The sequence below is a fragment of the Halobacillus sp. SY10 genome (assembly GCF_045401165.1).
GTDB classification, from domain to species: Bacteria; Bacillota; Bacilli; order Bacillales; family Halobacillaceae; genus Halobacillus; species Halobacillus aidingensis.
In genome coordinates this window covers 1,614,681-1,629,406 of the sequence record NZ_CP174345.1, presented here as the reverse complement: position 1 = coordinate 1,629,406, position 14,726 = coordinate 1,614,681, and the positions used below count along the sequence as shown (strand labels likewise).

Sequence of the window (14,726 nt, the reverse complement as noted above, 5' to 3'; positions counted from 1 at the left end):
AACCCCTCCTTTACGCTTTTGTTTTTTCTGTCTCTTTCGGCCAGTATTCCTGGACGAGATCATACAGACGGATCAAGAATTCATTACGGTTCTGATCGAGTTCAGACATGCTCATGCCGTTCGCCTGCTCTTCACAGCCGGACACGACCTTTTCATAAAGCTCATCCGTCAGTTCTGGTGCTTCAAGCTTCGTCCAAGGTTTTTTCAGTGCCGGGCCGAATTGCTTCAACATGTGACGCATGCCGCCTTCTCCACCAGCCAAGTGGAACGTGAGGAACGGTCCATACTGCGCATAGCGCATGCCTGCCCCATGGGTGAAGGCTTTGTCCACTTCTTCTGTCGTTGCGATCCCTTCGTTCACGATATGCAGGGATTCTCTCCAAATCGCTTCAATCAGACGGTCAGCAATGTGCCCTTCAATTTCATGACGCACAAGCAATACACTCATGTTCAAGCTTTCGTAAAAAGCCTTCGCTTTGTCTACGTTCTCTGTCGTCGTCTGTTTTCCTGCCACGACTTCTACAAGCGGCAGAATATACACCGGGTGGAACGGGTGGGCGACAACTACGCGTTCCGGGTGCTGCAAATTCGCCTGCAGTTCGGAAGGCATGATGCCGGATGTACTGGATCCGATCAAAGCATCAGGTTTTGCATGCTGATCGATGTTCTGAAGAACTGTCTGCTTCAACTCTTCTACTTCCGGTACGTTTTCCTGGATAAAGTCTGCATCCTTCACGGCATCCGCCAATTCTTTTTCAAACGTCAAACGGTCTTTAGATGCTCCTTCGGCAAGTCCAAGCGCTTCAACATAAGGCCACGACTGATCGACCGCACGGCGCATGCGCTCTTCTGCCCCTTCCGCTGGATCTGTTGCGACAACGTCATACCCCTGTGCAAGCATGCGGGCGATCCAGCCGTTTCCGATGACTCCTGTGCCGACAACGGCTACTTTTTGTACTCTCATGTTTACTTCCCTCCGTGCGGATTTCTAAGATTGTAGTATTCACGTGCTTCCTGCGGCGTCATTGGCTCAAGGTCAAGGCCCCGGAGCATCGTCACCGCTTTGTCTACGAGTTGCTCGTTTCGTGCCACCACACCTTTAGAAAGGTAGATGTTATCTTCCAGTCCAACACGTACGTTTCCGCCGAGCATCGCCGCCTGGGAAGCCATCGGCATTTGCATACGGCCGATGCCGAACGCAGACCAATGCGCATTTTCCGGAATACGATTTTTCATATATAACATCGTTTCCGCATCGGCTGCCGCTCCCCAAGGAATGCCAAGACAGAACTGATACATCGGATCCCCATCAATCAGTCCTTCTTCCACTAATTGATTAGCAAAACGGATGTGCCCAGTATCAAAGCATTCGAGCTCAGGCTTCACACCACTTTCCTGGATCATTTTCGCTTGATCCCTTAGCCAGTCCGTCGGGCTCATGTAGATCATGTTACCGAAGTTCGTACTTCCACAGTCAAGCGTGCACATTTCCGGCAAAAGTTCTCCTACGGGTTCATGACGCTCCGCCGGTGTTTGGATGTCTGTCCCATCGCCACCAGCTGCCGGTGTACTCAAACTCGGAATAAAATCACCGCCGCCTCCGGACGTAATATTAATGACGACATCCGTTTCTGATTCACGAATGCGATCGACGATTTCACGATAGTGCTCCAAGTTATGACTGATGCCACCCGTTTTTGGGTCACGGGCATGGACGTGAGCGACCGTCGCTCCTGCTTTGGCCGATTCAATCGCAGATTCAGCGATCTCTTTCGGTGTCACAGGGACATGTGGATTTTTCTTCATCGTATCTCCCGCTCCTGTCACGGCAGATGTCAGCAATACTTTATTTTTCATTCCAAAGGTCCTCCTTTGAATTCGTTTGTTTAATCAACCATCATAAACTATACCATCCGGACTGTTTAGTTTCAAATACTTTTTATGGATTTTTCTATAGATCCTTTTTTCTTCCCCTATACGACAGGCATGCACAATTAGCCATTCCGCCAATTTTCACTCTATACAATGAATGAACGGTCACTAATACTTAAAATATATGAAAATAAGTGAAATATAACTTCACACCCTATCATTCCTTGAATATTGCTTAATATTCTCCCATTTACACCCTCATCCGTGTTTTGAAACAAAACCGTCCAGATTGTACAGTTTAAAAAGTCACATACGAAACAATCGCATCTGAATAAAGGAGGAATACCCATGAAGAAACAACTCATGGATTGGAAAACGTTCGGAGGGGCTCTTGCCTTATTACTATTTGTATCCCTGCCTCTGATCATTTTCCCTGAACAAGGTAAAGAAATTGTGCTGGCGGCGAATGAGGTCGTCACGCAACGATTAGGATTCTTATTTTTATCAGTCGGATTAATCATGCTGCTTTTCTTATTGTTTGTCGGAGTGAGCCGCTATGGAGATATCAAGCTCGGAGACGCCGAAACAAAAGCGGAATTTAAAACGAGCTCCTGGGCAGCGATGCTGTTTACGAGTGGAATTGGAACGGGAATTCTTTATTGGGGCGTGATTGAATGGGCCTACTACTATCAAGGACCTCCCTTCGGTGTTGAAGCAGGTTCCAATGAGGCGATCCAGTGGGCATCCACGTACGGATTTTTCCATTGGGGACCGATCGCCTGGGCGATGTTCGCCATTCCAGCTCTTCCGATCGGTTACATGTTTTTTGTGAAAAAAACCGATGTTTTCAAAATCAGTGAAGCGTGTCGTCCAGTGCTCGGTAAATACACCGACGGCTGGGTCGGACGCCTTGTCGACATACTGTTCATGTTCGGTCTTTTAGGTGGGGGCGGAACAGGACTTGCGCTTTCCGCACCGATCATTTCAGCTGGTCTGAACAACTTGGTTGGCATTCCAGATACAATGACGACGAAATCGATCATTCTGCTTTTCTGTACGTTGATCTTCGGATTGAGTGCTTATTCGGGTCTGCAAAAAGGAATTCGCGTTCTAAGTGATATCAACTTGTGGCTCGCGTTCATCCTGTTGATTTTCATTTTCACCGTCGGGCCGACGACATTCATTACTGAATCGACGACTTCAGCCCTCGGCCGGATGATGGACAACTTCTTCCTGATGAGCTTATGGGCAGAACCGTTCAATGACCTTGCCTCATTCACAAGAACGGGATTCCCTGAAGGCTGGACCGTCTTCTACTGGGCATGGTGGATTGTGTATGCTCCATTTGTCGGGTTGTTCATCGCTCGAATCTCTAAAGGAAGGACCATCCGCCAAGTCGTTTTCGGAACCGTACTGTTCGGAAGCTTAGGAACAATCCTTTTCTTCGGAATCTTAGGAAACTATTCCATGTACTTGGAATTGAGTGGTCAGTATCCGGTCATTGAAACCTTGAACCAACAAGGCGCACCTGCTGCCATCATCGGTACCTTGACTGAACTGCCGCTCGCCACACTTGCAATCATCGTCTTCATTTTGCTCGCCACCATTTTCTTATCGACGACCTATGACTCTGGATCGTATGTCATCGCATCCGTTGTACAAAAACACGTCGAAGGTGAGCCACTTAAATGGAACCGTCTGTTCTGGGCTCTGGCCTTATCCATTCTGCCGATGATTTTCATGAACATGGGCGGACTGACGACACTCCAGACAATCAGCATCGTCGGCGGTTTCCCGCTTCTGATTATTCTGCCGATCCTCGGCTGGTCCTTCATTAAAATGGTCAACGAAGACCGCGCGAAAGAAGAAAAAGAAAACAAGAAAGCATCTTAAGAGAGGAAGAGACACCATGAATACACGTTATGAAAAAGGATTGGAAACCCTCCGTTCCTATACAGATGAAGAAAAAGGCACCAACCATTTTGAACTTATGAAAGCACTGGAAGATATCGCCCCGGACCTCGGAAAATACATCATCGAGTTTGCCTATGGCGATATTTACAACCGCGATCACCTAAGCAAACAATCCCGAGCACTGACGGTATTGTCGAGCCTTGTCACCCAAGGCTCCGGCAGTCTGCCGCAGCTTGAGCTGCACATCAATACCGCTCTAAATGCCGGACTTTCCGAACAAGAAATCATTGAATCCATGATGCAGCTGATCCCTTATGTAGGCTTCCCATCGGTCATCAATGCGCTCACACAGGCACGAAAAGTGTTCCAGGAACGCACCGAAGAAGCTTTCGCCTGAATTTTCTTCATCATAATCCAGACTTCTGTAGCCAAATAAAAATCACCAGCTCTCCCAAAGAGCTGGTGATTTTTATTTAGGTTTGTATGTTTGCTCGGTCAATCGTTCAAGAACCTGTTTTCTAAGCGTCGGTGGCAAAGTCCCGAGCCCGAAAATTTCGGACAGCCACAACCCATCGACAGCAAGACGCAAAATCGTCGCATCGACTTGATCAAGGCCGTCATGCTCGATATGATTCTGCCAGTCCGCATATGTATCCTGAAGAGGTTTCAACAACTTGGGATTGATCCCTTGAGCGGCCAGCATCCCTGAACTGAGCGGTCGGTTTTCCGTGCTTTTATCATGCATGACGTTAATGAACGACCGTGCCCATTTCCCCATCTCCGCATCATCGTTTTCTACTAATTCTTCCACGTTCTCCCGGTAGACATCGTTCATGTATTGGACGAGCCCTTCCACGAGCGCTTCTTTTGTGGAAAAGTGATACAGCAATCCGCCTTTGCTCACTTCTGCACGCTTAGCGACAGCGTCCAATGTGAGCGCATCGCTCCCCTGCTCGCGCACAATGAGTGCGGCTGCTTCCAAAATCTTTTGCCGTTTCGATACTCTTGGCATGTGCTTCCCTCATTTACGTTCATTTTCTCTTCATATTATCAGTATTCATGGGGGTTTTCAATTTGAGTGAGCACCATATTCCTTCCTTTGCTGCTTCTTTTCGTATGATTCCCGACAGCATAGCTGCCTGCAATCGCCAGGATTGGCGAAACAACAAAAGGTACACACCTGTTTTCATAAGTGTATACCTTTTCTATTCAATCCGATAAAAGCGTCCACCTTGATTCACGCGTGACTTTTCACATTTTCCAACGCCATAAAATAATTGAGCACGAATTGGCGCACTTCCCATTCAGGAACTTCCTTCACGCCATCCGTAAACACCGACTGATGATAAGAGTAATTTCCGAAATGACGACGTTTTCCTGAGATCAGATCGGCCATCACTTTGTTCGTCTTCTCCATGTATTGCATGCTCATCACCCTTTCTATCACTAGCATAGCCAGAATACGAGATTCTTATACTAGGATCAAAGAAGATCCGCGATCCTCCTGGTCACATCCATGACCTCTCCCTCTTTTTTAATGGTAAAAAAGTGGTCCGCCTCCTCATCAGACGGTGGCTGTATATGCGGCGATTCTTCCTGCTGCCGCTTCAGTACTTCAGCAAAAGAAGAAGCGGTCCGCAACACCGATGAATCCCGCTTTCTGTCTGCTACGCGTTTTTCAATTAGGGTGAATGGCACATCAAAATTTACAAGAATCGTAGAAAAACCTTTTCTTTTAAAATCATCCAGCAGCGCTTTTCTTGCCTTTGGATTCCGGTTCGAATTACAGATGATGAGATGCAGATCCGTTTCTTCTATCACATAATCGACGATCATTTTCGTCATGCTGTGTTTAATCGTATTCGGTCCATTTTCAGGGACGAGCCGGGAATAATGTGTATTCAAAAACGCCGCCTGATCATCCTGGTCAACCACGACCGTGTTTTTCACCGTTTCCTCCAGCATTCTCGCAAACGTTGACTTTCCACTGTGGGTCATTCCGACAGTCATCACCACATATCTATTCATAACTTCCCCTCCCTACCCATTTTTGGACGAGTGATGTTACCCACACTTTAAATCCAAGCCAGGCACCGAATAGATTCAGAATAAAATCATCGATATCAAAGCTACCCCTTTGGGTGAGTAATTGCGCGACTTCTGCTGAGAGAATGATCAAAACGAAGGCGAGCAAGAAGGCACGCAGTCGGTCCAATTTTCTAAACAGGGCAGGCAGGAAAATACCCATGGGTGTGAAGACCAGCACATTCCCGAGCAGATTTTTAACAGCCGTCCACGTATTCATTGTTCCTTCCTGTAGGGCGGTTATATAATTAGCGATGGTTTTAAATGGAATCAGATTCGAGCGGCTTTGTATATATTCAAATAGACTCAAGGACATCCCCGCTGCCCCGCGAGATTGGAAAAACATATAAAACACGAGAAAGAGGATATACCCGATAAAACCTAAACTCATAATGATGCGTTGAACCTTTGACATAAGAACCTCCACCAACTTTTCTCATCTATATATTCCCTAACCATACCCCGGAGCAATGACAAACCAAACCATCCCGCCAACCTTTTCATGAAGATGTAACATTCCATCATTAAAAAAGCACGAGCTATATCGCCGTTTGATTCACTTTCTTCTCTTTCCACTGCCGATTGTAATAACCTAAAGCTAATGTTACCAAAAGCATCATCAACGACCCTCCTACAACCGCCGCTTTTATCGAAACCCACTCAGCAGCCGCTCCTATAACGACGGTCGCAAAGATGACGAGCACACTTTCCAATAAGCCGAACACACTCGTCACTCTCCCCATCACATGAACAGGGATCCACTCCTGGTAGAACGTGTGAAAGCCTGTATTCGCAAAAGCAAGTGCCAACGATAGCAAGAAGAACCCGACCGCCGCTCCTGAAAAATCCACCGAAAAGGCGTAAATCAAATAGCCGGCCGCTACAAACAACCCGCCGCCAGTGAGAAGAATCTTCGTCGACAGATGATTTCCGAACCATGTAAGGAACATAGCCCCAACAGCGATGCCTGCTCCCGCAATACTGACAAGAAAACCATACGCCGCGTCCGTCAACTGCAGGACTTCTTTTGAAAAAGCGGCTTCCAACGAATCAAGCGCTGCCGCCATCACCATCATCAGTCCGAACAGAAAATAAATCGTCATGATCAAAGCATGATGCTTCGTAAACGACCGCACAATGCTCCAATCTTTTTTCAGCAAGGCCCCTGACCATGCTTCCCTTTCTTTTTCAACCTTTGTTTCCAAGCGGGGAAGCAGGAAAGAAATGATCCCTGAAATGAAAAACGTCCAGGCATTAAAATAAATCGCCAGCTCAGGAGTTCCGATTATGAAAAGAATGCCCGCAATCGCAGGTCCGATCAGAAACCCTCCCGAATCAATCAAACTTCTTAACGCATTGAATCGTTTCCGCTGATTGCTCGGAATCAGTTTCGTCACATATGTCATCGAAGCAGTTTTGAAAATTGACCCCGCCATATTCACAAACAGGACAAGTGTGTACATGGCCGAGAGCGAAGACAAAGCAGGGAGAACGCCAAGCAAGAGAGCCCGGAACACATCGAGCCCAATCATAAGATTCCGCTGATTCACCCTGTCCACCAGAGACCCTGCCCACACATTTGTCAAAAGCGTCGCCACCGGCTTCAGCAAATACAAAACAGCTACGGCCAGTGGAGAACCCGTCATTTCAAGCACGATCAAATTCAAGGCAATCAAATAGATCCAATCTCCGACGTTCGAAAGACCTACCCCTGATAGCAATAAAAACGGGTGCTTCCACGAACGAAACCTCTTTTTCATTTCCATACGCAGCCTCCTCGCAGATGTTTTAAGAAATAAAAAAACTCACCCCCAAGACATGTAAGTCTTGGGGGCGAGGTTTATTTCATCCGCGGTGCCACCCCAGTTTCATGGATGTGTCGCCACACCCAGCTCATCGGGTACGCGCTTCATACCCTATCTCTGTAACGGGAGCTCCCGTCTCATGATCGCCAGGCTGGTTCCCATGAGAAGCTCAGAGGTTTGTTTCGATAAAAGAATCCTTGCCCCTTTTCAGCACGCGGAGCTCTCTGTGAAGGCTTCTACTTATCTACTCTTCTCTTCAACGCCGGTTCTTATTTCTCTATACTATGCTAGAATATTCCTTATTTGTAAAGGATCATTTTCATTCGAAAATAGCAGTCATAATCTCAGCTACCTCATAAAAATCGAAGGCCTTCTCACCGGTAATGACGTGGCTCGTATTTCTGAAAGCATGAATGGCCACCTCTGCAAGATCGCGAGTATCCACGAAACTGGTGGTGCCTTTCCCAGCCGGAACAAATAAGCCACGTATAAATTGTCATACACCCTCAGAGAATAAGATTGATTTTTATTTCAAAGGAGACGATTATCTTGTCCATCAGTGTATTATTGGTACGCCTTACGATTGCTTTTTTCACATTGCTGATTCTCGCCAGGCTCATGGGAAGAAAAGAGATTTCCCAAATGACCTTCTTCAACTTCATTTCTGCCATTTCCATCGGTACAATCGGCGCCTCTCTTGCCATTGATTCCACATTAAGTGTAAGAAACGGGCTCATCGCCCTTGCCGTATGGAGTGCGTTCACCATTCTCATGGGAGTTCTTGATATCAAATCAATCAGCGCACGGAAAACTTTAGACGGTGAACCCATCATCTTGATCAAAAAAGGAAAGATTCTAGAAGAAGAAATGAAAAAGACCCGCCTGGATTTGGACGAGCTAAACGTACTCTTAAGGAAAAAGAATGTGTTTTCTGTCGCTGATGTCGATTATGCGATTTTTGAAACTGATGGTACGCTTTCCGTTCTGCAAAAACAAGGTAAACGTCCGGCAACAAAAGAAGATGTTCATACGCCTTATCACCCGGTTGCATCTTCTCCCGACTCCTCTGTTGTGATCAAGGATGGAAAAGTGAATCATGAACATTTGAAACGGTTACATTTGGACCTTGAGAATCTTGAAGCGCAACTGGCTGCCAATGGTTTCAACTCTTTGGATGATGTATTTTACGCAGAAGTCAAAAATGATGGATCGCTGTATGTGGACGCATACAGCGATGACATTCATTAAGGGATGAGGGATGTTCCAAACGGCACTAGGCGCAAGTCATGCTTCCTTTTGCACGCAGGGGGCTGAGTGTTCCCCATCCATTTCAATTCTGAGATTTCCCCCTATCACATAAGAAGTCGAAGAGTGGATGGGAAGCACTTTGTCGCTTTTTCTAATCATTCTATTCAACCCTTTAAAAATAAAAGAAGCCTATCTATGTTGATCGATAAGTATCGGATTACCATCAGGGTCTTCAATTGTAAAACTTTCCGGTCCTTCGCTCGTTTCATCTGCTTCTGATAGGATTTCAATTCCTTTTTGTTTCAACTGGTTTTGTAATTCCCGTACATCTGTAAATGAATCGATATTTTCTGCTTGTTGATTCCAACCAGGATTGAAAGTCAGTATGTTTTTCTCAAACATCCCTTGAAATAATCCAATGACACAGCTTCCATTTTTCATGATGAGCCAGTTTTGCGAAGGATCTCCTCCAAAAGATTGAAATCCTAATTTTTCATAAAAATCTTTGGATTTGTTGATGTCTTTCACCGTTAAACTTACTGAAAATGCACCAAGTTCCATTTCATATCCCCCTTTAATTTTACCCTATCCTGTAACATGTTCGCTTTGGTAAGGTAAAAAACCTGCCATTCCTTTTCCATATGGTTAATGAAGCGGAAGACGTTTTGGCCAGAAAGAACAAATAAAGACAGGACCGTCCACAAGTGAGGATATGTTCAGTTGAAAATTAGGTGCAAATAATCTCCATGGCCCCTGATCAGTTCAACCTCATCGATCGAAGAGATCCAAAAGAAATGAAAGGTAAGCCCCTCTTCTTCTCCCCCACCTGTTGGATCGTGGTCCCATCCATCATCCACATTACAAACCGGTAATTCATAAAAAAATCGGTGATGGATAGAACCATCATCATTTTCCCACAAATCTTCAGCAAGGAGTTGTTCAACTTTAAGGTTTCTTAATCCCGTTTCTTCTTCCATTTCTCTTAGGACGGCATCCTGTGTTTCTTCACCCGGCTGCACTGTACCCTTGGGTATTTGAATCCCTGCTTCAGCGACAGGATGCTTAAACACTAATACTTGCGGTCGACCTTCTATTATTCTCGTTACATACCCATATGCTTTCTTGATAGAAGTCACTCTATGATATCCTCCTGATTCCCAAAGATGCGGTTATCCTAATCGGACAGCTGCCACTCTATAAGTTTTCTTAACACCATAAACGACGTTGATCAAAGGAGATAGAGAATTTCCACCATGATTACGTCCGTCTGTTCTTCATCTCCCATAAAAAAAGAATGCCCACATCTTCTTGTAAAAAATTATAGCATTCTCATCTCTTTCCCACACACCCAGCTATATCTTCTTTTTATTACGTTCCAACGCAATTTTCACAGCTTCATTTAACAGATACTTCCCAAATCCAAGCCTTTAACATTTGTTGATTTAACGGCGTTAGAATAACATTCCCGTTTGATGAAAGGTGAAAGACTATACCTCCAACCATAAAAAAGCGCCTGCCTTACTCAACAGTAGGGCAGGCGCTTTTCCTTTTTAAAGAGAAGCAGGATCTTCAGAGGCACTCTTCGAACTCACCCGCTTCAACATATATTCAAGCAGGAAAAGATAATCCTGCTGATGGCCTGTGTTTTGAGCAAGTTCGGCTAACTGCTCTAAAATATACAGGCAATCATTTTCGTACAGACTGTAGTTATCAAACCCTAGGATCGTTTGACGGGCAAATTCCCATAGATCTTCGTGAACATTCTGATCCATCGTTTTACTGAGGAGCGAAATCATGGTCAAAAGCTCTGTCATCACGGTCGAGTTCTGGTTCGCGTACTCGCGGATGGAGGCGAAACCCCGATGAAGGTAATACCGGAAAGTTTTTTGATTCAAAATGATCCGAAGCTCCTCTTCATTGTCAAAAAGATAGGGAGAGAAATTGGTAGACTGACCGATGCTTTTCAACAGATCCGCAATCTGGTGAATCGTATTTGTCACCGTAAGCGGGTCATTATGACCTAAAGCCTTGATGGCTACCTCGGCAAGCTTATTGAGCCCGTACTCCAGGTCTTGAATTTCTGTTTGTTTGACCCCGATCTCCATCGACTTCAAATAGCGGTCGGGATGAATGGTTTGACCGTGTTCCCAATACGTAAGGATCGGTGTTCCTTCTAAAACAAACTCGCCGATTCTGACATCGAACCTAAGAAGGCTATCGTCACTCTTCGCCTGCTTAATCAATCTTGAAAAGTCAGCGACTTGAAGATAACCAGACTGGCGGGTCTTGATCACCTTCCCATCCACATCAGCGGGAAGTGACTCTACCTCAATCTCCTTCTCCAGGTGGTAGGGCTTTAATTCTTTTTCCAGAGAAGCCTGGACCTGTTTCGACTTGGTATTCATATTAAAACTGATGTTATGCACCTGCATCCAGGTGGTCGTATGGTTGATGAAATAAATAAACGTCACCGCAGCTGTAATCGCTGTGAGGATGGATAAAACCGGTGTTGCAACAATATACTCCTCTTCTTCATGCGTTACGTACAAGAAGTTCAACAGCACATAAATGAAACTTCCGTTAAAAATACCAAGCACATGCTGGGTCGCCCGGTCACTGACAAAGTTCACAAGCATCTTCGATGAAAACTGACCGCTGAATGTCGTCAAAGCGACAAGGAGGGAGTTAATGGTAAACGCGCTTAATGTCAGCACCCCTCCGACGAGTGCACTCAGAAGCACCTGCAGTGTCTGGCCGCTGAAACCGATGGCTGCTGGCAGATATAAACCGACATCCACCACATAATCAAGATAAAAGGTGAAGGCGGATAAACCGATCGCTCCCACGATATACCAAAAAGGCATAAACCACAGCGTTGACTTTAATTCACTTTTCCGTTGTCGTCTCGACATCTTAAAATACTTCTTTATATAGTAAAAGATCCCCATATGAATCTCCAATCTTTTCTTAAGACTTTTGAATCCTTCTAATTCCTACCCTGCAAAGATGGAAGTGAACCTGTTTTTTCATGTTTCTTTGAAAAATAGGGATAAATGTCTGAAACACTCCTGGGTTCATTAACCTAGAACGAAACCTCTTTCATTTATTTGAAAAAGTTTCAATATTTATCCTAAGCTTCTCCTCCAACTCCTTTCCTTATTCTTTAAGGTGAACTTACCTTTTCCACCCAGCGAAATTCATGTTTAGGTGGAAAATATTTGAGGAACTACCGTTAACACGTTAAAAAACACGCAGCACCGTAAATGGATGGGGCGCCCCATCCATTTACGTATATGAGTTCACTTTCTCTGACCTAGGAAAATTACGATGACTGAATATATAGGAGGCACATAATGAGATACGCAGGTGTAGGATTGGTTATACTGGCAGCAATATGCTGGGGCATTAGTGGAGGAATCGCAGATATTTTGATGAGCAAGGGCTGGGACCCTATCACCATTTCCTTTTACAGAGGTGCCGTTGGGTTCTTATGTTTTTTGGTTTGGTTTCTCATCCGATTTAGCAGGAAGTGGGTTTACACCAGCCGCTTATATCTATGGTCTCTGTTGGCTGGTGTAGGTGTTGCTGGTAACTTCACTTTATATTTTCTGAGTATCGAAGCTTCGAGTGTAGCTGTGGCTGCTACTCTCATGTACACCGCCCCCGTCTTTGTCCTTTTAATATCCTTTGTATTAGGGATTGAACGTTCATCATGGTTGAAATGGGGATGTATCGTCGGCGTACTCATTGGGATCATCCTTCTTACAGGTGCCTACAATATCGAAACGCTGTCCGCGAGTTTTCTAGGGACAGCCGCTGGACTTGGGGCCGGAATCTGCTATGCGGTGTTTATATTCGGATTTAAAAAGGCTTCTCATAAGGGCAGCGTGGAGACAGCGTTAGCCACCGCCTTTTTCTTCTTTTGTGTCATTCTCTTTGTTTTTACAGACAAGCAGGAAATGACAGATGCGTTGACGTCCAGCGATATCGGATGGTTCATTCTGTTAGGGCTCGTCGGGGCTGGCGTTTCCTTTATCCTCTATATTATCGGTATACGCAAGACGGCACCGTCCACAGCTTCGATGGTCGCTATGGTCGAACCCGTCACAGCGTCATTATTCGGTGTGCTGCTCCTAGGGGATCAATTGGGCATGATCCAGCTTGTTGGAATGGGTCTGATCCTGTTTACGATCACAACTCTAAGCGTGAAGCAGTCCGACTGAAGGGATTTAGTACAGGCACGTTTAGCCGTTTCACAAAAAACACGGCCTCTATCCGTTAAGAGGCCGTGTTTTTCATTTTCACTTAGGATTTCCGCAAAACCTTCTCCATCGCTTTCCCCTTGGCCAGCTCATCGATCAGCTTATCCAAGTAGCGGATTTCCTGCATCGTCGGCTCTTCAATGTCTTCCACCCGCACCCCGCAGATGACACCTTTAATCATGGCTCGTGAAGGATTGAGTTCCGGAGCTTCTGCAAAAAAGGTTTCAAAGTCTGTCTTTTTTTCCAAATGCGCCTCTAACTCTTCTTGATTATAACCTGTCAACCATCGGATGATTTCGTCGACTTCAGTTTTCGTACGGCCTTTTTTTTCTGCCTTCTTCACATAGTGAGGGTAGACACTTGCGAAACTCATCGTATAGATCTTATGTTTGGTCATGATCCATCCTCCCTTTCCAAGATTGTAGAATCTTTCGTTTCTATATTACCATTAGAATTCTTCTCTATGTTCTTTGTGGCGGTCCACGAGCCCTCTGCTAACGCTTAATCATGGAGAGAACCAGGCATCAAAAAAATAAAAAAGCCAACATTAAACGTTGACTTTTCCATCAAGCAATTGCAATGATTGAATGGCTCTGTGAAGACTGCTGAACGTGTGGATTCCTTTCATATCAATTCCCAGGCTCACCATTGTCTGTACAATATCCGGACGAATACCGCTCATGATACCATTCACACCCGTAAGCTTTAAGGAATTGATCACTTTAAATAATTGATGTGCTACCATTGTATCGATGATACTCACACCAGATAAATCCAAAATAATCGTCTCAAGTTCAAACTCTTCCCCTTGTGTCAAGGCATTTTCCATTAATAGTTGGGCCCTTTTCGTATCTATTTCTCCAACGATCGGTATAACGCCGACCGTCTCTGTAACACGGACAATAGGAACGGAAAGTTCATCCACCGCATAATTAGCGGTTTGTATCGTATTCTCAAAATCATCCATATAGGATCGACTCACGAATTGTACCGCTTGGTCAACTGCTTGATTAAACGGAGTAAGAATCTCGTAAAATTCATCAAAGGATAGATTCTGTTCCTTTGCTCCGTTTTTGAGCATTGCGCCTATAACTTGCCTATACTCACTTATTTCTACTAGCGCCAAGTTCAAAGGCAGTCTTAGTTCTACGAGTTGCTCTGAGACCTGATCGCTCCACTTACCCAGATTTTGAGTAACCCCATCGAAATCCTGACTTAAAGAGTTGGCGTAAGCTTCAATTAATTCCATTCTCCAAGTAATTAATTGTTCTGAAACTCCTTTGCCTATCTCACTTGGTATAGCAACCGCCCGAGCCAGCTGTTCTTTTTGTTCAAGTATTGTAGCCATTACAGGCTTCAATGTTCCTGACTTTGCCGCCGTCATTTATTCTCCTCCTCAAAAATGGGTTGAATGATTAACATTATCCTCTTTTAATAGTTCCTGATCTTTAATCCCCAAATGACATTCATTAATATATTACAATAATGAGTTTAAGAAATCGAGAGGAAATAATAAACTTTAAGTACATGAGGATATTCG

Annotated in this window: 16 protein-coding genes, 1 pseudogene and 1 other annotated feature; of the genes and pseudogenes, 4 read left to right on the top strand and 13 right to left on the bottom strand. The window is 45.0% G+C overall.

What is annotated here, in order from left to right; all coding sequences use genetic code 11:
• Window positions 1-10: 10 nt before the first annotated feature.
• Window positions 11-964, bottom strand: a complete 954-nt coding sequence (locus tag ACJA3J_RS08380) for a 3-hydroxyacyl-CoA dehydrogenase NAD-binding domain-containing protein (protein ID WP_406946012.1) — start codon at window positions 962-964, stop codon at window positions 11-13.
• 2 nt (window positions 965-966) lie between these two features.
• On the bottom strand, window positions 967-1,857 hold the full coding sequence (locus ACJA3J_RS08375) for a 3-keto-5-aminohexanoate cleavage protein (protein WP_089651025.1): 891 nt from the start codon (window positions 1,855-1,857) through the stop codon (window positions 967-969).
• A 363-nt stretch (window positions 1,858-2,220) separates the two neighbouring features.
• Here ACJA3J_RS08375 and ACJA3J_RS08370 point away from each other — a divergent pair, with 363 nt between their 5' ends.
• The gene (locus ACJA3J_RS08370; RefSeq protein WP_089651024.1) at window positions 2,221-3,765 is read left to right on the top strand and encodes a BCCT family transporter; all 1,545 of its coding nucleotides are present in this window, start codon (window positions 2,221-2,223) and stop codon (window positions 3,763-3,765) included.
• Between the two features lie 16 nt (window positions 3,766-3,781).
• Window positions 3,782-4,183, top strand: coding sequence for a carboxymuconolactone decarboxylase family protein (locus ACJA3J_RS08365; protein ID WP_089651023.1), 402 nt, complete (start codon window positions 3,782-3,784; stop codon window positions 4,181-4,183).
• A gap of 72 nt (window positions 4,184-4,255) precedes the next feature.
• On the opposite strand, the gene ACJA3J_RS08360 is transcribed toward ACJA3J_RS08365, so the two are convergent.
• The 5 genes from ACJA3J_RS08360 to ACJA3J_RS08340 all read right to left on the bottom strand — a co-directional run bounded on the left by ACJA3J_RS08360 (window position 4,256) and on the right by ACJA3J_RS08340 (window position 7,631).
• A complete protein-coding gene (locus ACJA3J_RS08360; RefSeq protein WP_406946011.1) occupies window positions 4,256-4,798 on the bottom strand; it encodes a TetR family transcriptional regulator in 543 nt (180 codons plus the stop codon).
• Between the two features lie 225 nt (window positions 4,799-5,023).
• Complete coding sequence (locus ACJA3J_RS08355) at window positions 5,024-5,212, bottom strand: hypothetical protein (protein WP_089651021.1); 189 nt, start codon at window positions 5,210-5,212, stop codon at window positions 5,024-5,026.
• 56 nt (window positions 5,213-5,268) lie between these two features.
• The gene (locus ACJA3J_RS08350; protein ID WP_406946010.1) at window positions 5,269-5,814 is read right to left on the bottom strand and encodes an AAA family ATPase; all 546 of its coding nucleotides are present in this window, start codon (window positions 5,812-5,814) and stop codon (window positions 5,269-5,271) included.
• Window positions 5,807-6,286, bottom strand: coding sequence for a VanZ family protein (locus ACJA3J_RS08345; RefSeq protein ID WP_244157044.1), 480 nt, complete (start codon window positions 6,284-6,286; stop codon window positions 5,807-5,809). The genes ACJA3J_RS08350 and ACJA3J_RS08345 overlap by 8 nt, the downstream gene beginning before the upstream one ends.
• A gap of 124 nt (window positions 6,287-6,410) precedes the next feature.
• Window positions 6,411-7,631, bottom strand: coding sequence for an MFS transporter (locus tag ACJA3J_RS08340; RefSeq protein ID WP_406946286.1), 1,221 nt, complete (start codon window positions 7,629-7,631; stop codon window positions 6,411-6,413).
• A 66-nt stretch (window positions 7,632-7,697) separates the two neighbouring features.
• Window positions 7,698-7,945, bottom strand: a binding site (T-box leader).
• A 280-nt stretch (window positions 7,946-8,225) separates the two neighbouring features.
• Here ACJA3J_RS08340 and ACJA3J_RS08335 point away from each other — a divergent pair.
• Window positions 8,226-8,924, top strand: coding sequence for a YetF domain-containing protein (locus ACJA3J_RS08335; RefSeq protein WP_406946009.1), 699 nt, complete (start codon window positions 8,226-8,228; stop codon window positions 8,922-8,924).
• Between the two features lie 189 nt (window positions 8,925-9,113).
• Here ACJA3J_RS08335 and ACJA3J_RS08330 read toward each other — a convergent pair whose 3' ends face one another.
• From ACJA3J_RS08330 to ACJA3J_RS08315, 4 genes and pseudogenes are all read right to left on the bottom strand, one after another.
• Entirely contained in the window at window positions 9,114-9,485 is a 372-nt protein-coding gene (locus ACJA3J_RS08330; protein WP_406946008.1) for a VOC family protein, read from the bottom strand.
• A gap of 155 nt (window positions 9,486-9,640) precedes the next feature.
• Window positions 9,641-10,060: an NUDIX domain-containing protein gene (locus tag ACJA3J_RS08325; protein ID WP_406946007.1), complete on the bottom strand. Its 420-nt coding sequence runs from the start codon at window positions 10,058-10,060 to the stop codon at window positions 9,641-9,643.
• Window positions 10,061-10,152: 92 nt separating this feature from the next.
• Window positions 10,153-10,345 (bottom strand): annotated as a pseudogene (locus tag ACJA3J_RS08320) (GNAT family N-acetyltransferase); the annotation flags it as partial.
• Window positions 10,346-10,474: 129 nt separating this feature from the next.
• A complete protein-coding gene (locus tag ACJA3J_RS08315) occupies window positions 10,475-11,836 on the bottom strand; it encodes a DUF2254 domain-containing protein (protein ID WP_406946006.1) in 1,362 nt (453 codons plus the stop codon).
• Between the two features lie 441 nt (window positions 11,837-12,277).
• On the opposite strand from ACJA3J_RS08315, the gene ACJA3J_RS08310 reads away from it, so the two are divergent.
• A complete protein-coding gene (locus tag ACJA3J_RS08310) occupies window positions 12,278-13,147 on the top strand; it encodes a DMT family transporter (protein WP_406946005.1) in 870 nt (289 codons plus the stop codon).
• Window positions 13,148-13,229: 82 nt separating this feature from the next.
• Here the strand turns inward: ACJA3J_RS08310 and ACJA3J_RS08305 are convergent, their stop codons facing one another.
• Together ACJA3J_RS08305 and ACJA3J_RS08300 are read right to left on the bottom strand one after the other, a co-directional pair.
• Complete coding sequence (locus tag ACJA3J_RS08305) at window positions 13,230-13,583, bottom strand: DUF2200 domain-containing protein (protein ID WP_406946004.1); 354 nt, start codon at window positions 13,581-13,583, stop codon at window positions 13,230-13,232.
• 150 nt (window positions 13,584-13,733) lie between these two features.
• Window positions 13,734-14,570, bottom strand: coding sequence for an STAS domain-containing protein (locus ACJA3J_RS08300; protein WP_406946003.1), 837 nt, complete (start codon window positions 14,568-14,570; stop codon window positions 13,734-13,736).
• Window positions 14,571-14,726: the final 156 nt, after the last annotated feature.